This is a genomic window from Shewanella algidipiscicola (assembly GCF_900380485.1).
Classification (GTDB): Bacteria; Pseudomonadota; Gammaproteobacteria; order Enterobacterales; family Shewanellaceae; genus Shewanella; species Shewanella algidipiscicola.
In genome coordinates, this window is sequence record NZ_OXJV01000001.1 from 672163 (window position 1) to 695814 (window position 23652).

23 protein-coding genes are annotated in these 23652 nt (G+C 45.8%); 9 read left to right on the plus strand and 14 right to left on the minus strand.

The window, feature by feature from the left end:
• Positions 1-33: 33 nt before the first annotated feature.
• Positions 34-1983, plus strand: coding sequence for a methyl-accepting chemotaxis protein (locus tag DN599_RS02985; RefSeq protein WP_110456154.1), 1950 nt, complete (start codon positions 34-36; stop codon positions 1981-1983).
• Positions 1984-2172: 189 nt separating this feature from the next.
• On the opposite strand, the gene DN599_RS02990 is transcribed toward DN599_RS02985, so the two are convergent.
• Positions 2173-3051, minus strand: coding sequence for a DNA ligase (locus tag DN599_RS02990; protein ID WP_110456155.1), 879 nt, complete (start codon positions 3049-3051; stop codon positions 2173-2175).
• Between the two features lie 339 nt (positions 3052-3390).
• On the opposite strand from DN599_RS02990, the gene DN599_RS02995 reads away from it, so the two are divergent.
• Positions 3391-3762, plus strand: coding sequence for a diacylglycerol kinase (locus tag DN599_RS02995; RefSeq protein ID WP_110456156.1), 372 nt, complete (start codon positions 3391-3393; stop codon positions 3760-3762).
• A gap of 296 nt (positions 3763-4058) precedes the next feature.
• Positions 4059-4961: a DUF481 domain-containing protein gene (locus DN599_RS03000; protein WP_110456773.1), complete on the plus strand. Its 903-nt coding sequence runs from the start codon at positions 4059-4061 to the stop codon at positions 4959-4961.
• Between the two features lie 113 nt (positions 4962-5074).
• On the opposite strand, the gene DN599_RS03005 is transcribed toward DN599_RS03000, so the two are convergent.
• Positions 5075-6301 (minus strand): nucleoside recognition domain-containing protein, encoded by a 1227-nt coding sequence (locus DN599_RS03005; RefSeq protein ID WP_110456157.1) that lies wholly within the window; start codon positions 6299-6301, stop codon positions 5075-5077.
• An 87-nt stretch (positions 6302-6388) separates the two neighbouring features.
• Here DN599_RS03005 and rsmF point away from each other — a divergent pair, with 87 nt between their 5' ends.
• On the plus strand, positions 6389-7837 hold the full coding sequence (gene rsmF, locus DN599_RS03010) for a 16S rRNA (cytosine(1407)-C(5))-methyltransferase RsmF (RefSeq protein WP_110456158.1): 1449 nt from the start codon (positions 6389-6391) through the stop codon (positions 7835-7837).
• 443 nt (positions 7838-8280) lie between these two features.
• Here rsmF and DN599_RS03015 read toward each other — a convergent pair whose 3' ends face one another.
• The 9 genes from DN599_RS03015 to apbC are packed head-to-tail and all read right to left on the minus strand — an operon-like array spanning position 8281 to position 15205.
• Entirely contained in the window at positions 8281-9072 is a 792-nt protein-coding gene (locus DN599_RS03015) for a TatD family hydrolase (protein ID WP_110456159.1), read from the minus strand.
• A gap of 46 nt (positions 9073-9118) precedes the next feature.
• A complete protein-coding gene (locus DN599_RS03020) occupies positions 9119-9445 on the minus strand; it encodes a PilZ domain-containing protein (RefSeq protein WP_110456160.1) in 327 nt (108 codons plus the stop codon).
• 2 nt (positions 9446-9447) lie between these two features.
• Positions 9448-10368 (minus strand): DNA polymerase III subunit delta', encoded by a 921-nt coding sequence (holB, locus tag DN599_RS03025; RefSeq protein WP_110456161.1) that lies wholly within the window; start codon positions 10366-10368, stop codon positions 9448-9450.
• A 2-nt stretch (positions 10369-10370) separates the two neighbouring features.
• A complete protein-coding gene (gene tmk / locus DN599_RS03030; RefSeq protein ID WP_110456162.1) occupies positions 10371-11000 on the minus strand; it encodes a dTMP kinase in 630 nt (209 codons plus the stop codon).
• Positions 10997-12004 (minus strand): endolytic transglycosylase MltG, encoded by a 1008-nt coding sequence (gene mltG, locus DN599_RS03035; RefSeq protein ID WP_110456163.1) that lies wholly within the window; start codon positions 12002-12004, stop codon positions 10997-10999. Before mltG ends, tmk begins: the two co-directional genes overlap by 4 nt.
• The gene (gene pabC / locus DN599_RS03040) at positions 12001-12834 is read right to left on the minus strand and encodes an aminodeoxychorismate lyase (RefSeq protein WP_110456164.1); all 834 of its coding nucleotides are present in this window, start codon (positions 12832-12834) and stop codon (positions 12001-12003) included. Before pabC ends, mltG begins: the two co-directional genes overlap by 4 nt.
• Complete coding sequence (gene dcd, locus DN599_RS03045) at positions 12834-13418, minus strand: dCTP deaminase (protein WP_110456165.1); 585 nt, start codon at positions 13416-13418, stop codon at positions 12834-12836. The genes pabC and dcd overlap by 1 nt, the downstream gene beginning before the upstream one ends.
• Before the next feature lie 27 nt (positions 13419-13445).
• Positions 13446-14081 (minus strand): uridine kinase, encoded by a 636-nt coding sequence (gene udk, locus DN599_RS03050; protein ID WP_110456166.1) that lies wholly within the window; start codon positions 14079-14081, stop codon positions 13446-13448.
• Positions 14082-14092: 11 nt separating this feature from the next.
• Positions 14093-15205, minus strand: coding sequence for an iron-sulfur cluster carrier protein ApbC (apbC, locus tag DN599_RS03055; RefSeq protein ID WP_110456167.1), 1113 nt, complete (start codon positions 15203-15205; stop codon positions 14093-14095).
• 158 nt (positions 15206-15363) lie between these two features.
• On the opposite strand from apbC, the gene metG reads away from it, so the two are divergent.
• Positions 15364-17385 (plus strand): methionine--tRNA ligase, encoded by a 2022-nt coding sequence (gene metG / locus DN599_RS03060; RefSeq protein ID WP_110456168.1) that lies wholly within the window; start codon positions 15364-15366, stop codon positions 17383-17385.
• Positions 17386-17495: 110 nt separating this feature from the next.
• On the opposite strand, the gene DN599_RS03065 is transcribed toward metG, so the two are convergent.
• On the minus strand, positions 17496-18248 hold the full coding sequence (locus tag DN599_RS03065; protein WP_110456169.1) for a Nif3-like dinuclear metal center hexameric protein: 753 nt from the start codon (positions 18246-18248) through the stop codon (positions 17496-17498).
• A 228-nt stretch (positions 18249-18476) separates the two neighbouring features.
• Here DN599_RS03065 and DN599_RS03070 point away from each other — a divergent pair, with 228 nt between their 5' ends.
• Positions 18477-18818, plus strand: coding sequence for a hypothetical protein (locus DN599_RS03070; protein ID WP_110456170.1), 342 nt, complete (start codon positions 18477-18479; stop codon positions 18816-18818).
• 84 nt (positions 18819-18902) lie between these two features.
• On the opposite strand, the gene DN599_RS03075 is transcribed toward DN599_RS03070, so the two are convergent.
• Positions 18903-19394, minus strand: a complete 492-nt coding sequence (locus DN599_RS03075; RefSeq protein ID WP_110456171.1) for an outer membrane lipoprotein — start codon at positions 19392-19394, stop codon at positions 18903-18905.
• 52 nt (positions 19395-19446) lie between these two features.
• On the opposite strand from DN599_RS03075, the gene aat reads away from it, so the two are divergent.
• From aat to infA, 3 genes are all read left to right on the plus strand, one after another.
• Positions 19447-20157 carry a leucyl/phenylalanyl-tRNA--protein transferase gene (gene aat / locus DN599_RS03080; protein WP_110456172.1) on the plus strand — a complete coding sequence of 237 codons (711 nt, stop codon included), beginning with the start codon at positions 19447-19449 and terminating at the stop codon, positions 20155-20157.
• The gene (locus tag DN599_RS03085) at positions 20147-20869 is read left to right on the plus strand and encodes an arginyltransferase (RefSeq protein ID WP_110456173.1); all 723 of its coding nucleotides are present in this window, start codon (positions 20147-20149) and stop codon (positions 20867-20869) included. Before aat ends, DN599_RS03085 begins: the two co-directional genes overlap by 11 nt.
• 114 nt (positions 20870-20983) lie before the next feature.
• A complete protein-coding gene (infA, locus tag DN599_RS03090; protein WP_005500725.1) occupies positions 20984-21202 on the plus strand; it encodes a translation initiation factor IF-1 in 219 nt (72 codons plus the stop codon).
• A gap of 183 nt (positions 21203-21385) precedes the next feature.
• Here infA and clpA read toward each other — a convergent pair whose 3' ends face one another.
• Positions 21386-23641, minus strand: a complete 2256-nt coding sequence (clpA, locus tag DN599_RS03095; RefSeq protein WP_110456174.1) for an ATP-dependent Clp protease ATP-binding subunit ClpA — start codon at positions 23639-23641, stop codon at positions 21386-21388.
• Between the last annotated feature and the right edge of the window lie 11 nt (positions 23642-23652).

A 23652-nucleotide genomic window follows, 5' to 3' on the forward strand; every position in this document is an offset into this window, starting at 1 on the left:
ATTTATTGATATGCTTAATAGCTGGATGTGGTGATGTTTAAAAATTTACGGTTAGCAGTAAAAATAGGTGCGAGTTTCTTTATTGTACTATCGTTACTATCGTTAGTACTTATAGTTGGAATCGTCTCGCTCAATAAAGCCAACGACGGGATCAGCAGTTACCAAGATTTAAGCCAAGATACTAACATCGTCAGTGATCTACAAACCACCATGCTAATGGTGAGAATGAACGTTAAAGATTACCTCATCACCCACAGCCAGAAAGACCTCACCGAATACCAAGAATACTTAGATAAACTTAGTCAATTACTCGTAACGGCTAAAGCCGAAATCCAAGAACCTCAACGCGCCAATTACATCGCCAATATCGACGCAGAACTCCAAACCTACCAACATACCTTTACCGAAGTGGTTAATTTAATATCAAAGCGAGATCAGATTTTAGCAAAAGAGATTTTACCACCAGGCGAAACCATGCGCCTAATGATTGAGCAAATCATTGAATCTGCCTATGTTAATAATGAAGCCGACGTGGTTTTTTACGCCGCGCAAACGCAAAAGTCACTCTTGTTCGGGCGTTTATTTTCCTCTAAATTTTTAGACTCGAATAATGAAGCTGACTATAAGGCAGCCCTTGATAAAATGGGGAAAAATTTAAACGAAAACATTGCAGCACTTAAACTCTATGTACATCAACCCCAGCAGCAAGCAAAGCTGACAGCATTCACTCAAGCTCAGCTCTCTTATCTCGATGGCTTAAAGCAAATCCATCAGCTGATTGACACCCGAAATGATTTAATCAGCAACACTCTTGATCGTATCGGACGTAGCGTGGCTAACAATGCCGAACGTACCAATAAATCAGTCATAACCGATATGGATCGCTTAGGTACCGAAGTAAAAAATAGCACCAGTAACAGTATTCGCCTCACCTTACTATTATCATTGGCAGCGGTCGTTTTAGGCAGTGTAGCGTCGTATGTGCTTACCATTTCGATAACCCGACCAATTAGCCAGGCCGTCGCCGCCGCGCGCCAATTAGCACAGGGAGATTTAACCATTGAAATCCAGAGTCGCAATAAAGATGAAACTGGCATATTGATAGACTCAATACAGGAAACGGCAAGTAACCTACGTAATATGGTGACCACAATCTCATCTGCCAGTATTGAATTAGCGACCGCCTCAGAAGAGCTGGCTGTCGTCACCGAACAATCGAGTCTTGGGGTGGTACAGCAACAGAGTGAAACCGACTCTGTCGCCACCGCCATGAATGAGATGACGACGACTGTAAATGATGTCGCCCAAAATGCTGCAAGAGCCGCTGATGCCGCTAATCGGGCCGATAGCCAAGCAAATATCAGTCGTGATGAAGTAGAGAAAACCATCATAGCTATCAGCGCCCTAGCTGATAGGGTTAATGAGTCATCTGAAAAACTGGGCGATGTTGTACTTGAAACCGCCAATATCGTAAAAATATTAGACGTCATCCGCGGCATCGCCGACCAAACCAACCTACTGGCACTTAATGCCGCAATTGAAGCCGCTCGCGCAGGAGAACAAGGTCGAGGGTTTGCAGTGGTTGCCGATGAAGTGCGAACGCTGGCGCAGCGCACACAGCTCTCAACACAAGAAATTCAAAATATCATTGAACAATTGCAAGCAGGCACCCAAAGCACCGTACTCGTGATGCAACAAGGTAAAGATCAAGCCGCACTCAGCGTGGAACAAGCCAACAAAACCGGCAATGCTTTAGCCGTCATCACCCAAGCGGTAAGAGTTATTAACGACATGAATATTCAGATCGCCAGTGCCTCAGAACAACAGACTTCGGTGGCAGATGAGATCAATCAAAATGTACTCAACGTTAAACGCATCGCCGAAGAAAATGCCGTATCGGCCAATCAGACTAAAGGGTCAACCATAGAAATCGCTCAGCTATCTGAGCAGCTAAAGCTGATGGTGAATCAATTTAAGGTGTAAATCTAGCCATGTAAGCGCTAAGCGTAACCAATTTGCACGACACCTTTGGACCATTGTAATAATCGACACCGTATTTTAACGGTCTGCCACATTCCTGCAAACGTAAGGGGATGTGGCATTTTGATTAGGTGCTCTGGCTAATGTGATGCATTTCTCCATGTTCGCTTACTTCAATCTTGATTAAATAACCTATTGGTTAGACCTAACACGCATAAAGCTGGCAAATCGAGGCACGCCATTACTGGTTACACCATAATATTTATAAGTCACGATACTGCCCAATACGGGAGGATTTCGCCGCTCGGCATCGGTCAGGCCAGACCCCAATTTAAAGCGAATTCCGCTGGGTGTTTCGACTTCTAATGCCCCAAGCATCCCCAGATACTTACCTTTGCCTTGATGATAACCGACCACCTCAGCCTCTGCGTCTTCATAGCGTTTCAGTTTTACCAAATCCTGATTCCGACCTTGATGATAAAGAGCTGATTTTCGATGAAGCATTAAGCCTTCACCCCCCTCTTTTATCACCTGAGTCAGGTGAGCATCTAACGCCACGGCGTTAGTAAATTGCCGCTGCACTATAACGACTAAATATGGAGAAATATCGGTAAATTGTTTCTGTGCATAACCATAACGCATAGCAAATGGCTGTGCTAACTGTGGCACATCAAAGACCATAAACTTAACCTTGCGCCAGTCTGACTCATCGGGAGCACTTTGGCGAACTAGCGCTGAAATTTCATCGAAACGACCGTGTCCAATCCATAATTCACCGTCTAAGGGCTCATCAGGAAACCCGTCAGTAAACCACATGGGGAGGTCGATCGGCCGACCGCTACGACTATACATGGCACTGCCAGACCAAAACCCCCGAACGCCATCGAACTTTTCACTCACTAAGTACTCTGATATAGCAACTTGCGCCGTCATCGCTCCTGCATGCTGTAACTGCTGTGCAATGTTGGGTGGGGCTTGATGAGAGGTTGGATCAGCGTAAACGCTTGCTGCAAATAAGTTAGGCCCTAATAATAAGCCGCTTAAAATCAAACGATATAAAGAAAACACCATAAGCTCCTCCTTGAGCAGGGTGATGGTTCAATACTTAGAACAAATCACAATAAGTGTAGACTAATGGGGGTTAAGTTAAATGTTATCTACATAGCTAAATCTCTCGATAAGGTTTATATCAGCGCCTAAAATGTGTCTTAATGTAGTGATTTGAACACAAGGACTTTGGGTTAAGTCACTTTATTAGTGGCGTCTTAATTAACCATAAATTGAATTTTTAGCTGAATCTTATTTGCAATTCGTTATCTCAAATAATTGATGTTGCATAACATATGTCGCAATTAGCCCACCTTATACAAGCAGTACTGAGCCAAACTCAGTTTTTTACAATGGAATATTATGAAACCAGAAAATAATCACGGCATAAAACGTGTTTTTAGAGCTACGGGCTTTTCAATCCAAGGATTAAAACTTGCGTGGCGCTGTGAAGCGGCTTTCAGGCAGGAACTCGTGCTTGCACTATTTATGCTCCCAATTGCCACCTTCCTCGATGTATCGACAGTTGAACGCATCTTACTCATCATGACACTGTTTATAGTGTTAATTGTCGAGCTGTTAAACTCAGCCATTGAAGCTGTAGTCGACCGTATCGGCGATGAAATCCACCCCTTAAGCGGTCAAGCAAAAGATATAGCCTCTGCCGCAGTATTTCTCAGCCTATTATTGTGTGGCATTACTTGGATGATGATCATCTGGCCATTACTCTATTAATGAATAAAAACAAACCTGTAACTTAAAATTAATCATATCAAGGTTTGCTCTGCTCGCTATCTAATGAGCCCAGTTCAAGGAACAGCAAGGCTGACGCCCTTATTACAGTAGGTGGGTAAGCGCTTAGGGCGAGCATCCACGGTTACCTCAGATTGTAGAAAAAACAGCTGTTCTACACATTTTTTGATACAAATCATTTAACAAATACGGTAACCTGCTAAACTTGTTAGCACATATAAAAGGCTAACACAATACAATCAGTGACTTATAATAAGTATGATTTAACGGGGTATTTTTTGGCTTACAAACTCTTACCATTACTGACGTTGGCCGTTCTCAGCACCTCTGCTTTAGCGAGTGAAGGAGACTCCCAGGCCACAGTACCATCAAAAATGGAGCAGGATAAAACCGTGATCCGAATTGGTGGCTTTTATTCTAATTCCAATTCCACTATGGATGTCACTGATCCCCTATTAGGCAATAACTTTAAGCTTGATTTTGAAGAAGATCTTAATTTAGATGAGTCTCAGTTCCTGCCTTTTTTTGAAATACAGTATCATTTTAATGCCAAGCACCGCATTTACGCCGATTGGAAACAGTTACATCGTAATGCCGAAGTCAAAAAGCTGACCGTTCCGTTTCAAGTGACACTGGACGACCAAATTTATAATGTGCAAGCCGGTGCTAACCTAGAAACCACACTCAACATTGATATTGCACGGATCGGTTATGGCTATAACTTTTATCAAGGCAATAACTACAACTTTGGTCTCTCCCTTGGTGTTCATACCATGTTCATCAAAACTGCATTCAATGGTGATATTGGCGTCTGTCTTAAGGGCGATAGCGTACAACAATGCAGTGATGCCAATCCTCGCTACGTGGATGAAGAAGTAACCGCCCCATTGCCCGATATAGGTTTATATGCCGACTATGAGTTTATTCCAGGGTTTAAACTCAATGCTCACGCGCAATATTTTTATATCGAACTCGATGATATCAAAGGTAGCCTTGTGGATATTCGTGCCGGATTAGAAGCGAAGATCAGCGATAATTGGCACATGACAGCGGCATTTAATTACTATAAAGTCGATGTAGATTTCGACAGTAATGTGCCCCAATCAGATATCAAGGTCGCAAATTACAACCTTTATTACAGCTTTATCGGCCCCATGCTTTCAGTTAGCTACCATTTTTAACAACACATCAACTCGTCACTCAAGCACCACTGACTAAGGTCCGCCAATAGTACTAAGTAGCATCTCTAAGCTAGCTCATTGAACATTCGCTTACATCAATACCTAGCGAATGCTCAGCCATAAAAATGATAACAGACCCAAATCGCCGCACAGATCCCAGCAATATCGGCAGTCAAGCCACACACTAATGCATGACGTCCATTGCGAATACCGACAGCACCAAAATATACTGCTAATACATAGAAAGTGGTCTCTGTACTGCCTTGCAGAATCGCAGCAAGCCGCCCTGCAAAAGAGTCTACGCCATGGTGCTGCATGGTTTCTAACATCATAGCGCGTGCGCCCGACCCGCTAAAAGGTTTCATTATCGCCGTAGGTAAGGCCTCGATAAATCGAGTATCGCCATTAAATAGATTGACTAGGGCAGCAATCAGACTGAGTAAATAATCCAGCGCACCGGATGCTCTTAGTAAGGCAATCGCTAATAGCATGGCCAGAAGATAAGGAATAAGCTTTATCGATTGCTCAAACCCTTCCTTAGCACCGCTGACAAATTCATCATACACCGCGACCTTCCGCAGACCGGCAATGATAATAAAGCTGAAAATCAATAATAATAAGATGCCGTTGCCTAGCCCTGTCGACAGCTCACCAATCGCGGTGACACTTAAGCTACCAAGATAAAATATCAACGCTGAGATCATGGCGAAAAATAATGCACCGTAACCCAAAATCACACTGTTAAGTAACGAAATACGCTGAAAACAAGCCACCACTAATACCCCGACTAAGGTGGAGGCGCAGGTCGCTAATAGTATAGGTAAAAAGATATCGGCAGGAGCCGCCGCCCCTTGCTGCGCCCGATACAGAAAGACCGTTACTGGCACTAAGGTGACCGAGGAGGTATTAAGTACTAAAAACAGGATCTGAGCATTGGTCGCTACCGCTTTATCAGGATTAAGTGTTTGCAGATCTTGCATCGCTTTGAGACCCAATGGGGTCGCAGCGTTATCCAGCCCTAATACATTAGCAGTCAGGTTCATTGTCACGCTGCCGAAAGCCGGATGCCCCTTAGGCACCTCTGGCATTAAGCGGCGTAATAATGGCTCGAATAATGAGGAAAGCGCAGCCACAACCCCCGCTTTTTCTCCCACACGCATCAAACCCATCCAGAGTGATAACACCCCAATTAAACCTAATGCAATTTCCGCGGCCAATTTCGCACTGGCAAACAGCGCATCAACCGCATCTGATAACAGATGCCACTCCCCTTGAAATAACCCGATGATGATCGCCAGTAACGAGATAGCAAAGAAAACAAACCAGATGCGATTAAGCACAAAAACTCCTTTTTGACCTAGGTTTAACTAAGGCCTAACTAGCGATGTGATATACTGCCTGACAACAATATCTGCTTTTTCCTTCTTATGGTTCAACTAAATCAAAATTTTATCAATAGCATAGCTAAAGATATGCCCGAACATCTATCGATGGAAGATTTTATCGCCTACAGCGATAAGCCGTTAAGACCATCGATTCGGGTTAATACCTTAAAAATATCGGCGGGTCACTTTGTCGCCTTAATGCAGCCTAAAGGCTGGCAGTTTGAACCTATCCCTTGGTGTGATGCCGGCTTTTGGATCACCGTGAATGACGATGTGCAATTGGGCAATACCATCGAACATATTCAGGGGCTATTTTATATCCAAGAAGCCAGCTCTATGTTGCCTCCCCATGCGTTATTTCCAACGCCCATCGATGCACCGCAAGACTTAACCTTGTTGGATATGGCCTCAGCCCCAGGCTCTAAAACAACCCAGCTTGCCGCCATGATGCATAATCAAGGCCTACTGGTTGCCAATGAATACTCATCGAGCCGAGTAAAAGTACTGCACGCCAACGTATTACGCATGGGCGTAAAAAATACAGCCCTCACCCATTTTGATGCGCGGGTATTTGGCGAATACCTCTATGACACATTCGATGCCATTTTACTCGACGCGCCATGCAGCGGTGAAGGCACGGTCCGAAAAGATCCCGAGGCCTTAAAACATTGGGATTTTGCCGAGATTGAAGCCATCGCTAATACTCAGGTTGATCTAATCGAATCCGCTTTTCTGGCATTAAAAACTGGCGGGTCACTTGTCTATTCGACCTGTACACTCAATCGCACCGAAAATCAGCAGGTGTGTCTGCATCTGCAGCAGCGTTACCCAGACGCCGTGCAATTTGAGTCACTCGCCAACCTGTTTCCTGATGCGCATAAGGCGTGTACCGAAGAGGGGTTTTTACATGTTTGGCCACAGATTTATGACAGCGAAGGCTTCTTTATCGCCAAGATCACCAAAATTGCCGATATTGAACGCGCAGTAGAGCAGCCTAAAGCGCAAAAGAATTTTCCGTTTACGCAGGCCACTAATAAATCCCTTAAGGCCCTTGAAGATTACTTTCAATCGACGTTCGACATTAACCTGTCCGAACATGGCGTTGTGATGCAGCGTGACGATGAATATTGGTTATTCCCGCGCAATATCATGCCACTAATTGGCAAGATCCGTTTTCAACGCATCGGTTTAAAGTTGGCTGATACACTCAAAAAAGGCTTTAAGGTTCGTCATGAAGCCATAGTGGCATTAGCTGATGCCAGTAAGAGTATCGCCTTAGATGAAAGCCAAGCCAGCAGTTATCTTATGGGGCGAGACATTATGTTACCCACCAAAACCACACCACAAGGCGAGCAACTCGTCAGCTATCATCAGGCCAATTTAGGTCTCGTTAAACACCTTGGCACTAAATTGAAAAACAGCTTACCTCGGGACTTGGTCAAAGATAAAATTTCCCCATCATTAAGCACTTATCCGGCACCCAAAAGTTAATCATTAGGATGTAGGCTGGTGATGCCGACCACCGTGTAACATTTCTTTACAATTAAGGTAGCACTCAATGTAGACAAATTCGGCAGCATGCTCAACCTTGACTACACTAAAAGCCTGAGAAGTATTTAGAGACCCTCTCAAACAGTAGCGCACGGCTCTGCAAAGAGCCATTCCCCTAGACCCAGAACAATTGGAATAGTTTTGGGTCTTTTTTTATCTGTTATTTGATATAACCTGTGGTGATTATCATCAGCTCAACACCCATACTCCCAAACCAAAAGTGTTATGACACAATCACTAACACAACCCATCACAACCATAAGCCATAAGCCATAAGCCATAAGCCATAAGCCATAAGCCATAAGCCAGCACATTAAAACAAGGTAGTGAGAGGTTGTCTTAGGATTTTGGCTCCCAATTACGATTCAGTGTCGATATCAGTACTACTCGCGCTTAGCTAATTTGGCGGCATCTTTAAATAAATTGAAGAAGTTTGTCGTTGTATAATCGGCTAACGCCTCAAAAGACTCGCCTCGAAGTTCAGCCACAAATTCGGCCACATCACGAACATATGCGGGTTGATTTTCTTGCCCACGATGTGGCACTGGTGCCAAATAAGGGGCATCGGTCTCAACTAATAAACGATCTTTAGGGACTTTACGAATAACCGTCCGTAAATCACCGGCATTTTTAAACGTCACTATGCCGGATACAGAAATATAAAAGCCTAAATCGATGGCCGCCTTGGCCATCTCCCAATTTTCAGTAAAACAATGTAATACCCCACCGACCTTATCGGCATGGCCTGCTTTCAGTAAGGCGATAGTATCTTCTCTGGCATCGCGAGTATGCACAATCAGCGGTTTATCCACTTCAACCGCCAGCGCAATTTGTTGTTCAAAGCATGATAACTGCAGCGCTTTCGTGTCATCGGCGTAAAAATAATCTAGCCCTGTTTCACCAATCGCTACCACCTTGGGATCCTTAATATATTCATAAAGCTGAGCAGTATCCAATCCCTCTTTTACATCTAAAGGGTGCACTCCAGCAGACAAGAATATTTGCTCAAAATCGGCCATTTTGGCTTGCATCTGGGTGAAGCCTTGTTGGCGCACATTGACACACAAAAAGTATTCAACACCACGCGCTTTAGCCTGGGCAATAATATGTTGCAAAGAGGCTTGATCGGGAGCAGCCTTGAGGCGATCGAGATGACAGTGAGAATCGATGAGCACGCTTATAATCCAAGTAAACAACAAAAAGGACGCAAAGGATACCGAGCTACATGGTGCAGGTCAAATCACTCGAGGAGAGTTCTCGGGCAAGTAGGTTCTCAATATGGTGCTTATGGGTCGAGGCATCTGAGATGATTTTAACCCCAATACCTGCAGGCCTTCCGCCAGAAGCTCCTAGAGGGTTAATCCACACCACAAGACCTTGAAACTCCATCTTAGTCGTCGACCCTGGAAGTTGGTAAACAATGGATAACTCTTGCCCTAAATAGTGGCTCTCTGTCGTGGCGACAAACAAGCCAGCCGGCTGAATAAACGGCATGTAAGCTCGGTACAATTGGTGTAAAGTATCAAAATTAACCACGAGGTCGACCATAATTATTGCTCTTGTGTTAGTGATTGATACTCTAAAATAAACGATTGAAAAATTGCCATAACATTCACATTGGGCATCATGTTAAGTTCATGATACCTAGCCATCACCTGAGCCGCTAAACGGGTTATTTTAACGTTTACTAGCGCATCTGCATTTTTCTGTTTAACCAACTTTTGTCTTAAGACTAGATATAAAACCTTAAGCGCATCAGAAACTTGCTTTTGTTCTATATGAGTAAAATTAGCACACAGGTGGCCGGACGACAAACTTTGAATCCAGTCTTTGCGCAGTTGTAGTAATTCGGCATACCGTTGCGATTGTAATGCTGCTAGCAACTCTATCGGTCCGCCCATAACAGGCAAGCACCAGCTGACATCACCGCTCAGTTCATAGTGCTCGGATAACCAGGCTTGAACCTCTTGTGCAACCGGCAGCTTAAAATGCAAGCGCTGACAACGACTACTAATGGTCGCCATTAAACGGCTCGGCGTATCACTTTGCAATAACAGTAGGGTTTGTTGACCAGGCTCTTCGAGTGTCTTTAATAGTGCATTGGCGGCAGCAACATTAAGGCGCTCGCAATTTTTAATCACGGCAACACGTTTACCGCCCTGCTGTGCGGTTGATGTCAGGCGTTGACATAAGTCCCTTATCTGATCCACCTTAATCTGGTTGCCATCTGCTTCTACTTGGTAAAAATCAGGATGAGTTCCTGCGAGCGTCAATTGGCAAGGCTTACAATGACCGCACGGTCCCTGTGAGCTCGGATGCTGACACAAAGCTGTGTACGCTAACGCTTGGGCTAACTCGACGCCCCCGTATCCTTGATGCATCCCCACTAAATAAGCATGACCTTGCAAACCCGTCGTTAATTGCTGACTAAACTGGGCAATCACTGGCGTGAGCCAAGGAATGTTGACCATCATTACCAACCTTGCTGCTGCAGCACAGCCACAATATCGCTATGAACCTTTGCCATGGGTTGACTGGCATCGACAATCACAATGGCATCATCTTGCTCGGCGAGCGATAAATAGGTATTTCTGGCGCGCTCAAAAAAGCTCACTGCTTGCTGCTCTATTCTGTCCAACGCACCACGGTCTGCCGCACGCTGTAATCCCTGCACAGGATCGATATCCAGATAAATGGTCAAGTCAGGTTTAAAGCCCTTTAAGGTGGCTTCACTTACCGATGAGACTAACGGCATTAATCCTCGCCCACCGCCTTGATACGCTAAAGAGGACAGATTATGCCTGTCGCCCAGTACCCACTGACCATTGGCTAAAGCAGGCTTGATGACATTAGCTACCAGCTGGGCCCTTGCGGCGTAAATCAATAAACACTCGGCCTCATCGCATAAGGGATCGCTGGGATCCGCCACTTTCACTAAATCGCGGATTCGCTCAGCCAGCGGCGTGCCGCCGGGCTCACGAGTACAGACTGGAGTGGCTCCGGTATGCTGGGCAATAAAGTCTCTGACTAAAGCGATAGCACTCGACTTACCGGCTCCCTCTAATCCTTCAATAACAATAAATTTCGCATGGGTATTGTTCATCGATTTCTCTGGTATTTATCTACGGCCCGATTATGTTCGGCTAATGTTTTAGAAAAGATATGGCTGCCATCGTTTTTCGACACAAAGTAGAGGTAATCTACATCAGCTGGATGAGCGGCGGCGTAAAGCGACGCCCCACTTGGCGCCGCGATGGGCGTTGGGGTTAAGCCATTAATTCGGTACGTGTTATACGGCGTTCGTTCACGTAAGTCTTTGCGAGTAATATTGCCATTAAACCTGTCGCCCATGCCGTAAATCACTGTAGGGTCGGTTTGTAATCGCATATTTTTACGCAATCGATTAGTAAAGACGGCCGATATCCAAGTGCGTTCACTGGCTTTGCCGGTCTCTTTTTCAATAATCGACGCTAAGATCAATAACTCATAAGGCGACGTTAACGGGATCCGAGTATCTCTTCCTTGCCATGCCTGTTGTAACTCCTGCTGCATTTTAAGGTAGCTCTGTTCAACAATCACCTGTATGTCATCGCCAGCAACATAGTGGTAGGTATCGGGATAAAATTTCCCCTCGGGTTGACCCGACATATCGCCATGCTCAATCAACACCTGATTAAATACCCCGTCTTGCCACTGTATTTTGGGTAATTGCATCAAAATTGCGCGCCATTCTTTTATGGTGAGCCCCTCGATGAGAGTGACACTAAAGACCTTTTCGCGCCCTTGGGTTAGTTTTTCCAGCAGGCTAATGACATTATCCTGCGGAGTGAGCTCATACAAGCCTGCACGGATCTGAGTTAAATCAGGGCGAACCTTAGCCAATACCCTAAGCTTCCAACTGTCTTGTATGACGCCGCGCTGCTCTAAGACTTGTGCCAATTGGATAAATGACGTGCCTCGCTTTAGGTCCAATTCTTGAGCGGATGTCAGCGTTAGCGGCGTTTGACTGTAACTCATCAACGACTGGTAACCCCAATAGAGGCCAACCGATGCTAAGGTAAGTAACGCAAAGAGTGCAATCATCACTCTACTAATGAGTTTTTTCATAATGATAATGTGAGGGCTTGGTTTATTTGAAGGGGCAATCCACTGGGGGCAAAGCGGCACTGATCGATACGATTGACTCCAACCACACCAAACAGGCTATTGGACAGTAATACATGATCAAACTGACTTAATTCACTCGGAATAACAGGCCTAATCGCAACATTAAACCCCGCCTCAATAAACCAGTAAATGAGCTGTTCTCGCATCACACCAGCGACACCCGCTAGGTGCATGCTTGGCGTAACCACCTGTTTATCTTTAATTAAAAACAGATTCGCCATAGAAGATTCAATCACCTGCTCTTGAGTATCAAGCACCAACCAATCATCAAAGCCCTTGTCTAACACTTGGGCTTTAATCAAGACTTGCTCTAAACGATTAAGGTGCTTCATTCCCGCTAAGCGAGTTTGCCCGCCTAGGCGTATCGGGCTGGTCTGCAGCGCAATGCCGTTCATCTGCCAGTGACGATAGTGGCTTGGCATCGGATGCACCGACACCACTTCGGTGACCGACACATGTTCAGGTAACTGATAACCTCGTCCACCAACGCCGCGGCTGAGTAAAAGTTTAATGCAAAAATCGCTACCTAAATCTTGCTGTTGCTCTATCGCAATTGAATTTAATAAACCAATAAGTTGCGCAGACGCTTGCCAAGGCATGCCAAGGCGTTGACTAGTTTGTACTGCGCGGCCTAGGTGCGCATCTAAAAACAGCACCCGTCCTTTTGAGCAGCGCATCGTAGCAAAAAGGCCATCACCATAGGCGAGGCCTCTATCAACAGCAGATACAGTATCTTGGCGAACGCCATTGACCCATAATAATGCAGACATTATTGATCCTGACTGATCCGGCTAGCGACGGTCTCTTGCTGATCTCGGTACTTAGCACTGGCCCGCTTATTATAAGGCCGTGCCACAGGTGAGCTAAGCCGCTCAAAGTTCAACGCGCCAATAGTCATCATTGGCCGCAACGCTAAAGGTAATTTTCCACTGTTGTAAAACTCAAGCACTATCTTACCTTGCCAACCAGGATCGATACGATGCGCAGTCACGTGCACCATTAATCCCAATCGCGCTAACGAAGAGCGACCATCCAACCAACCAACAATATCAGACGGCAAGGTGACGGTTTCATGAGTGATAGCTAATGCCAGTTCTCCCGGGTGAAGGAAAAATGCGCCGCCCTCTGGGATCACAATTTTATCGCTCATCACGCTATCGAGCGCCGCCTGCATTTCGACACTTGGGCCACTAAGGTCAATAAAAGGAGCGGTATGATCTTGAAATACGCGAAACTGATCACCAAGCTTAACATCAACACTCACACCACTAATGGCATCGGCTGTGGGACGCGGCTCAATCACAATTGAGCCATCATTTAAGCAAGCTTCAATCTCTAAATCCGTCAAACGCATTTCAACGTCACTCCTAAATTCATCTTATTATTTTACTAACAGGTGTTGGATTCTGGTTTTCAATATATCGGTGGCGATACGATTTTTACCGCCTCGAGGCACAATAATATCAGCGTATTGCTTCGACGGATCAATAAATTGCAAAAACATCGGCCTAACCGTTTGAGTGTATTGTTGCATCACAGATTCCATCGTGCGCCCCCGCTCTGCAACATCACGGCTTAAACGGCGCATGAAGCAGATATCGAGCGGGGTATCCATAAACACACTGGCATCCATTTTTTCACGCAATGCGGGATCGGTTAACAGCAATATACCTTCAAGAATGATCACCTTTTTAGGCGTCATGGTAGTGGTTTCAGCCATGCGCGTGTGTTCGGTATAACTGTATTTTGGAATATCAACCGCTTGACCATTTTTAAGCGCTTCAAGGTGTTCACACAATAAAGGGTGATCGAGCGCCTTGGGGTGGTCATAATTAGTTAATATTCGCTGATCCATCGACAGGTGACTTTGGTCTTTGTAATAGGCATCTTCAGCTATCACACCTATCTGATCTGTGCCTAAATCACGGCATAGCTCTTCATAAATGGTCTTAGCGATTAGGCTTTTACCCGACGCTGACGCACCAGCGATACCAATAATGACACATTGCGAATTCATGCTTTTAAACCTTACTCATCATCTGAAATTGAAATTGAAACAACACTTTGCGTTTGGGTTAACGCAAGCTGCGCGCCCACTTTACGGGCAATCGCTAGGTACAGCTGCGCCACGGGTCCTTCACTATCGGCCACCACTGTTGGCACACCATTATCAACATCTTCACGAATATTGAGTTTAAGCGGTAACTGGCCCAGCAATGGTACATTGTAACGCTGCGCCATTTTAGCGCCGCCATCTTGCCCAAAAGGATGCTCTTTATGACCACACTCACTGCACAAATGAAAGCTCATGTTCTCCACAATACCCAATACTGGAATATTGACCTTTTGGAACATGCTGACGCCTTTTTTCGCATCGGCAAGCGCAATATCTTGTGGCGTTGTCACGATAACCGCGCCGCTTACCGGTACTTTTTGCGACAATGTCAATTGAATATCACCAGTGCCTGGTGGCATATCAATCACCAGATAATCAAGCTCTGGCCATAAGGTTTCATTGAGCAGCTGGGCTAATGCGCCAGCAGCCATAGGCCCACGCCACACTGCAGCTTCATCGCCGCCTAACATAAACCCTATTGATTGAGCTGCGATGCCATGGGCGCTCGCTGCCGTCATCATCTTGCCATCGGGTGAAACCGGCTTAAAATCGGGCACCCCCAGCATAATGGGGATGGATGGGCCATAAATATCGGCATCGAGAATACCGACTTTGGCGCCTTCGGCAGCAAGTGCCAATGCGAGGTTAACGGCCGTAGTTGATTTACCCACGCCGCCTTTACCTGAGGCAACGGCAATGACTTGCTTAACGTTTGGCAATGGCGCTACTGCACCAGATGCAATCGTTGCAGGTTGGAAATCGATTTCACATTCTACCTCATCGATGGCATCGAGTACCGCCAGCTTATTGGTAATAGCCATGACCGTATCGCGATACTGACTCTGACACGGATAGGGGTAACACAAGCCCAACAGCAGGCGTTTACCTTCAATATCGAGTTTGGTCACACACCCTGCGGTGACTAAACCTTGCTGTAAATTGGGATCTTGATATGCATCTAAAATGGCCAATACTGGCGCGAGAAGATCATCGCTAAGATGATAATGATGAGAAGCTGAAGACAAAACGACTACCCCTTAAAATTAATTTGGCTAAGTGTACCAGAAAATTTGACAATATTCGGATAGATTTAGCTCAGTTAAAGCAGCTTTTGGTGAAACTTAGGTGATGATCGGTTAGTATCTATGCCATTCTTTTGGGCACTTACTGATTTTGAGACAAGATGGCAACTTCACAACGTAAAATTCTCGTGACCAGCGCACTTCCGTACGCTAACGGACCTATTCATTTAGGCCACATGCTGGAATATATTCAAACCGATATTTGGGCACGCTTCCAAAAGCTGCGTGGTCACGAATGTCACTATATTTGTGCCGATGATGCCCACGGCACTCCGATTATGTTGAAGGCGCAACAGTTAGGGTTAGCCCCTGAAGAGATGATTGCTCAGGTACAAAAAGAACATGAGCAAGATTTTGCCGACTTTAATATCGCATTTGATAATTTTCACAACACTCATAGCGATGAAAACCGTGCGTTAGCCAGCGACATTTACCTTAAACTGCGCGATGGTGGTTACATCAAGTCTCGCACTATTTCGCAGCTTTTCGATCCTGAAAAATCGATGTTCCTGCCCGACCGTTTTGTAAAAGGCACTTGCCCTAAATGTAAGTCTGCCGATCAATACGGTGATAACTGCGACAGCTGTGGTGCCACCTATAGTCCGACCGATTTAATCGACCCTAAATCGGCAGTATCGGGTGCGACCCCAGTAATGAAAGACAGTGAGCACTTCTTTTTTGACCTGCCAGCCTTTGAAGAGATGTTAAAAGAGTGGACTCGCTCAGGTTCTCTACAACAAGAGATGGCCAACAAGCTTGGTGAATGGTTCGACCAAGGTCTGCAACAGTGGGATATCAGCCGTGATGCCCCCTACTTTGGTTTCGAGATCCCCGATGCGCCAGGTAAGTTTTTCTACGTGTGGCTAGATGCGCCTATCGGCTATATGGGTTCATTTAAAAACCTGTGTGACAAACGTGACGACCTTAACTTTGATGATTTCTGGGCTAAAGACTCTACCGCTGAGGTGTATCACTTTATCGGTAAAGATATTGTCTACTTCCACAGCCTATTTTGGCCAGCGATGTTAGAAGGTGCTGGTTACCGTAAACCCAACAGCGTCTATGCTCATGGTTATGTCACTGTCAATGGCGCCAAAATGTCTAAATCGAAGGGCACCTTTATTAAGGCACGTACCTATTTAGACAACTTGAACCCTGAATACCTACGTTATTACTATGCCGCTAAGCTCAGCAGCCGGATTGATGATTTAGACCTTAATCTAGAAGATTTCGCCCAGCGGGTGAACTCTGATCTCGTGGGTAAGTTAGTCAACTTGGCATCACGCACCGCAGGCTTCATTAGCAAACGTTTTGACGGCAAATTAGCCCAAGTGGAAGATCAATCACTCACTGAGCTCTTCTTGGCTAAGCAAGAAACCATTGCCCAGTTCTACGAAACCCGTGAATTTGGCAAAGCGATGCGCGAAATCATGGCGCTGGCAGACATCGCCAATGGCTATGTCGCCGATGCCGCCCCTTGGCAACTGATCAAGCAAGACGATAAACAGCAAGAAGCGCATCAGGTTTGTAGCAATGCATTGAACCTGTTCCGCATCCTAGTGACCTATCTAAAACCCGTGTTACCGCAACTGGCAAAAGATGTTGAGGGCTTCTTGCAACTCACGCTGACATGGAATGACCTAGGTCGTGACCTCTCTGGGCATGAAATTGCTCCGTTTAAGGCGCTAATGCAACGTGTTGAGATGAAAGATATCGAAGCGATTATCGCAGCATCGACCGAAAACTTGCAGGTGACTGAAGCGCCTAAGAGTCAGCTAGAGCTTGACCCGATTAGCGAAGAGATAAGCTTCGATGATTTTGCTAAGCTTGATTTGCGTATCGCCCGTATCGCTAAAGCGGAACATGTTCCCGAAGCCAACAAGTTACTCAAGCTGCAACTTGATTTGGGTGGCGAAACCAAGCAAGTGTTTGCCGGCATTAAATCAGCTTATGCCCCCGAAGATCTTGAAGGTAAACTGACCGTAATGGTGGCTAACCTAGCACCGCGTAAGATGCGCTTTGGGATGTCTGAAGGCATGGTGCTGGCAGCAGGTCCAGGTAAAAAAGATTTATGGATTTTAGAGCCTCACGAAGGCGCACAACCTGGCATGCGAGTGAAGTAAATCCACTGTCTATCCTAACGATACTCAGAACACATGATAAAAAGGCCGCTAAGCGGCCTTTTTTGTGGCAGAAACTCTTACACCAATCATCACTTGCAGCAGGAGTAAAACTACACTGGATTGGCGATATCCACAAAATGGTGGGTAAGCTCAAATTCACTGGCCAAGTGCTCGCCCAAGGCTTTAATACCAAAGCGTTCAGTGGCATGATGGCCCGCGGCAAAATAGTGGATCCCGAGTTCTTGCGCGCTATGATACGTACGCTCAGACACTTCGCCGCTAATAAAGGCATCCATTCCCTGCTCTGCGGCAATATCGATATAATCCTGAGCACCACCACTGCACCACGCCACCTGATGAATGGCTTTATCCTCACCCCCAAAATGTAAGGGTTCACGCTGTAATACACCGTCAAGCAAAGCAGAAAAGTCATTAGCCGACATTGGCTTATCCAAACGCCCCTGCCAGACTAAACCTTGGGCAACGCCTTCAATTGGCTCAGCATCGACAATGCCCAGCGCTCTGCCTAATTCGGCGTTATTTCCCAACATGGGATGACCATCAAGCGGTAAGTGATATCCATACAAATTGATATCATTTTTTATCAATGCCTCAATGCGTCGATATTTCATGCCCGTTATCACCTCGCTCTCGCCTTTCCAGAAAAAGCCGTGGTGAACCAATATAGCATCGGCATTAAGTTCAATCGCGCGATCGATCAAGGCTTGGCACGCCGTTACGCCAGTCACTATGATGTTGATCTGCGCCTTACCTTCTACCTGTAAGCCATTTGGCGCATAATCTTTATAATTGGATACCTGCAAAAATTCATTAAGGTATCGCGTCAGTTCTAAGCGCGTCATTCAAACTCCTCATCAATTGAATATATGGATAGTCAAAGTCTGGTGAGCCCACGATTTGGGCATTCAACTTAGCAGATTTCGCCTGCAATTATTGCGCTTAGTTTAGCCATATCTGCGCCGTAGTTCATAGAAATCGGCCGAATCTTGGTGAAAATTGGACTTTTTAACCGTTTAAACGATAAAATTACCGCAAACCTTCAATTACACATTAAAAAATAGGTTAAGACTATGTCAAAGTTGACTAAAGAAGAGGTGATTAGCGCGCTGGAATCTGCGCTAAGCAAAACGCAAGGTCATGCAGTTTCTATTGAGCAAAAAGGAAGCTGGTATAAGATCGATGGCGGAAAATCTCTTCGTTTTAGCGAGCTTGAAGCAATGCTAGCTGAGCAAGGCGACAACGCTCAAGTACAAGCAGCTGTAAAAAAAGAAAACAATAAAACCGTTACCAAAAAGACAGCGCCAGCTAAAACAGCAAACGCAGCGTCTAACAGCGAAGTCAATGGTATGACGCCGAAAGCACTATGGCGTGCTAAGTTAGCCGGTAAAGGCCAATTGCCACGCGGGTTTTAGTTGTTTATCGCGACCAGCAACTCGCCATCATAAACACAAAAAAGGAGCCTTGAGCTCCTTTTTTGTTATCAAGCTTTAACCAACTTACTGGGCAATATCGACTCTCACGCCGCCCTGTAAATAGACAACGCGCACTTCATCATCGACGTTAAACACCATACCGGGATCAAAATCTTGCAACACCATCACCTGCTCGCCATCTTCAAAGGTGATCATCAACTCAACCAATTTAAATTGCTGGTATTCATCACGCTGATAACGATTACCGACTCCGGCACCAATTAACGCCCCAAGCACAGTGGCAACGTCTTGGCCCGAACCACCACCAAACTGATGTCCAATTACGCCACCCAGCAAGGCCCCACCAAAGGTCTTCCACCCTCGATTGCTGTCACTAATCAACTCGGTTTGCGTGATGTTACGCACCGATGCGACATGGCCATAAACCACTTTCTCTACTGGCACCGCTTGATTGCGTTCGTAGCCGGCATTGGCGCAAGGCGATAGCACAACAGGAGACAAAGTGAACAAGGCTAAACAAACTATACGAAAGAAGCTCAACTGAGGTTTCAACATAACTGTTTTTCCGCTAACTTATAGAGAGACGCTTACTTAATTTTACTCAATTGTGAACTCACTGTCCTATTTAAATCATGAACTCGTCAAGTTCCCCTCGCCAGAGCTCGCATTGACTGACCCTAATGGCCTATTAGCCATAGGTGGCGATCTGCAGCCACAGCGATTACTCAATGCCTATTATGAAGGGATTTTTCCTTGGTTTAACGAAAATGATCCTATTTTATGGTGGTCACCCGATCCTCGCGCAGTCTTTGTCCCCGGCAGCATGAAAGTCAACCGACGCTTAATTCGTGACATCAAAAAGCGTGACTGGCAGTTCAGCGTCAACCTCGCGTTTAAGCAAGTGATCCATTATTGCGCTCAAACCCGAATGGAAAATGAAGGCACCTGGATCACTGCAGACATAGAGCAGGCCTATACTCGCTTACATACTCAAGGTAAAGCTCATTCAATTGAGGTCTGGGATAAAGGTTGCTTGATCGGCGGCTTGTATGGCTTGGCTATCGGCCAAGTCTTTTGTGGCGAGTCGATGTTTCATCTGCAGAGCAATGCTTCAAAGGCGGCCATGATGATGCTACATCAACACCTTTTAGCTCACCAATTTAAGCTAATCGACGCCCAAGTAGTCAACCCACACTTGGTGTCACTTGGTGCTAAAGCTCTTAAACGCAGTGATTTTATCAACTTGTTAAAACGCTTTCGGGATACCGAAGTCGACCCACTAACTTGGCAACCAAAACAGGTGCACCTTGACCTCTAAATCCGACACCATTCAAGTGGGCCTGACCAATACGTTTGCCTGCAGTTATTTACCCGAGCGGCAAGAACAATTAATGGTGCTGCAAGAGGATAGCTTTAATATCAACCTATTTGAGCAACTACTTGGACTGGGGTTTCGCCGCAGTGGTGATACTTTGTATAAACCCCATTGCCCACATTGCTCAGCCTGCATGCCAATTCGCATCCCAGTTAAGCAGTTTAGCCTGTCGAGACGGCAAAAACGGACCTTAAAAAATAACCGCGATCTCAGTTGGACAATCGTCACCACTACCACTGACGAACACTACCAGCTATATCACGATTATATAGCGCAGCGGCACAGTGACGGCCCCATGTACCCGCCATCGAGGGAGCAATATGATCATTTTATTCATTGCGCTTGGCATCAACCTCTGTTGATTGAAGTTCATCATAATCACACGCTTATCGGCGTTGCTGTCACCGATATCCTGCCAAACAGCCTGTCGGCAATTTACAGTTTTTTCTCACCCGATGAAGACAAACGTTCCTTGGGTGCCTTAATGATCCTAATCCAATGTCGCTTAGCTAAGTTAATGAACAAAGAGTTTGTCTATTTAGGTTATCAAATAGATGAGTCACGAAAGATGAATTACAAAAAAGCTTACCAACCTTATGAGATATTGACCGCAACGGGTTGGCAGCAAAGTGGATCTTGTCATACAAAACCGTAAAATAACGGTCAATTGTTATTTACTAGGATAACGAAGCACCTCTTTACAGCAGACCGATTTTGCGGCATGATACGCCCGTTTTTAATATTTGAAGGCTAACAGGATAACTGATTAATGGCGAAAGAAGACAACATTGAAATGCAGGGCACTATTCTTGAAACCTTGCCAAATACAATGTTTCGAGTAGAGCTAGAGAATGGTCACGTAGTAACGGCCCATATCTCAGGCAAAATGCGTAAAAACTACATTCGTATTCTTACGGGTGACAAGGTCACAGTTCAGCTGACCCCTTATGATTTGAGCAAAGGGCGCATCGTCTTCCGTTCACGCTAAAGTTAGCTAACGAGTTATTAAAAGCCGGCAAAGCCGGTTTTTTGGTTTACTAGATTTAGTTTCATATTGTAGTTTTACACAACTAAAGTCAGTGGACTCTGCATTATCTATGCATATTTTACCGAACGATAGATAGCAAAAAGGCTGCAATTGCAGCCTTTTTTAATGGATGGTTAATCCACTTTAGTGGGTCACTTTTTCGAGGCGCTCAACCTTGATAGTCAACTTATCACCATCAACATCTACCCGAGCAGTTCCCCCCTTCTCTAGCTGGCCGAATAAGATTTCATCGGCAAGTGGCCGCTTGATAAGTTCTGTGACCACACGCGCCATTGGGCGAGCCCCCATCGATTTATCATAGCCTTTTTCAGCCAGTAAGGTTCTGGCTTCATCGCTCACTTCCAGTGTGACAGCTTTGTCGTCTAGCTGGGCTTGCAGCTCAACTAAGAACTTATCGACCACTTTAGCGATAACCGTCATATCTAAGTGATTAAACCAAATAATCTCATCTAAGCGATTTCTAAACTCAGGTGAGAACACGCGATTGATCTCTGACAGTGCATCTTGACTATGATCTTGTTGCTTAAAGCCAATGGATTTACGCACCGTCTCCTGCACACCGGCGTTAGTGGTCATCACCAAGGTTACATGCCTAAAGTCAGCTTTGCGGCCATTATTATCGGTTAGGGTGCCGTGATCCATCACCTGTAACAGCAAGTTATACACATCGGGATGTGCTTTTTCTATCTCATCAAGCAAGACTACGCAGTGAGGATTTTTGATCACAGCATCGGTTAACAAGCCCCCTTGATCGTAACCCACATACCCTGGAGGCGCACCGATGAGCCGCGACACTGTATGGCTCTCCATATATTCGGACATATCAAAGCGCACTAGGTTAAGCCCTAAACATGCCGCGAGTTGACTGGTCACCTCGGTTTTACCCACCCCGGTCGGACCGGCAAATAGGAAGCTACCAACAGGTTTGCCTTCGCCGCTAAGCCCACTTCGAGACAAGCGGATAGCTGCACTCAGGGCTTCAATAGCCTTGTCTTGGCCAAACACCACCATCTTCAGGTTGCGTTCAAGGTTTTTGAGCATATCCTTGTCAGTGGCCGATACGGACTTCTCAGGGATACGTGCAATTTTAGCGATGATCGCCTCAATCTCACTTTGACCTATGGTTTTTTTACGTTTGCTCGCAGGCAACATCGCCATTCTGGCGCCTGCTTCGTCGATCACATCAATGGCTTTATCGGGTAGGTGCCTGTCGTTAATGTGCTTATCAGACAAGCGCGCCGCCACGCTCAGTGCAGCTAAGGTATAGCGCACCCCATGATGCTCTTCATATTTTGACTTAAGCCCTTGCAAAATCTTAGTGGTTTCAGCCACCGAAGGCTCATTAATGTCCACTTTTTGGAAACGTCTGGCCAGTGCGCGATCTTTCTCAAAAATACTCTGATATTCTTGAAACGTGGTCGAGCCCATACAGCGTAAGTTACCGCTTGAGAGCAGAGGTTTTAGTAAGTTTGAGGCATCCATCACACCACCAGATGCCGCGCCAGCTCCTATGATGGTATGAATTTCATCGATAAACAAAATCGCATGTTCATCTTGCGTCAACTCTTTTAATAACCCTTTAAATCGCTTCTCGAAATCGCCTCTATACTTTGTGCCCGCAAGTAAGGCGCCTAGATCGAGCGAGTATACCGTCGCACTCGCCATCACTTCGGGTACCTGTTCATTAACGATACGATAGGCTAACCCTTCGGCGATGGCTGTTTTACCAACGCCCGCCTCGCCGACCAATAACGGATTATTTTTGCGGCGGCGACATAAAATCTGAATCGAGCGTTCGATCTCTTCTGTTCGCCCAATCAGGGGATCGATATTCCCTTTACGCGCTTCTTCGTTAAGATTAGCGGTAAATTGGGTTAACTTGCTGCGCTCTTCAGTTTCTGCATGTTCTTCTGCCTGCTCTGGCTCCTGAGCATTGTCCATATCGTCTCTACCAACCCCATGAGAGATGTAATTGACCACATCTAAACGGGTCACTTCGCTGTTACGCAAGAGATAGACGGCTTGCGACTCTTGCTCACTGAAGATGGCCACCAGCACATTGGCGCCTGTGACTTCGTTTCGACCAGAGGATTGCACATGAAACACAGCACGTTGCAGTACGCGTTGAAAACCGAGTGTCGGTTGAGTTTCTCGCTCGTCTGCAGGATCGGAGATGACCGGCGTGGTTTGTTCGATGAAGCTAGACACCTCTTCTCTGAGTTTATCGAGGTTAGCGCCACAGGCCAATAACGCCTCTTGTGCAGCCGGATTATCGATTAAAGCCAGTAACAGATGCTCTACGGTCATATATTCGTGACGTGCGTCTCTGGCTTGTTGAAACGCCAGATTCAGTGTCACTTCAAGATCTTTATTTAGCATAAGCACCCCCT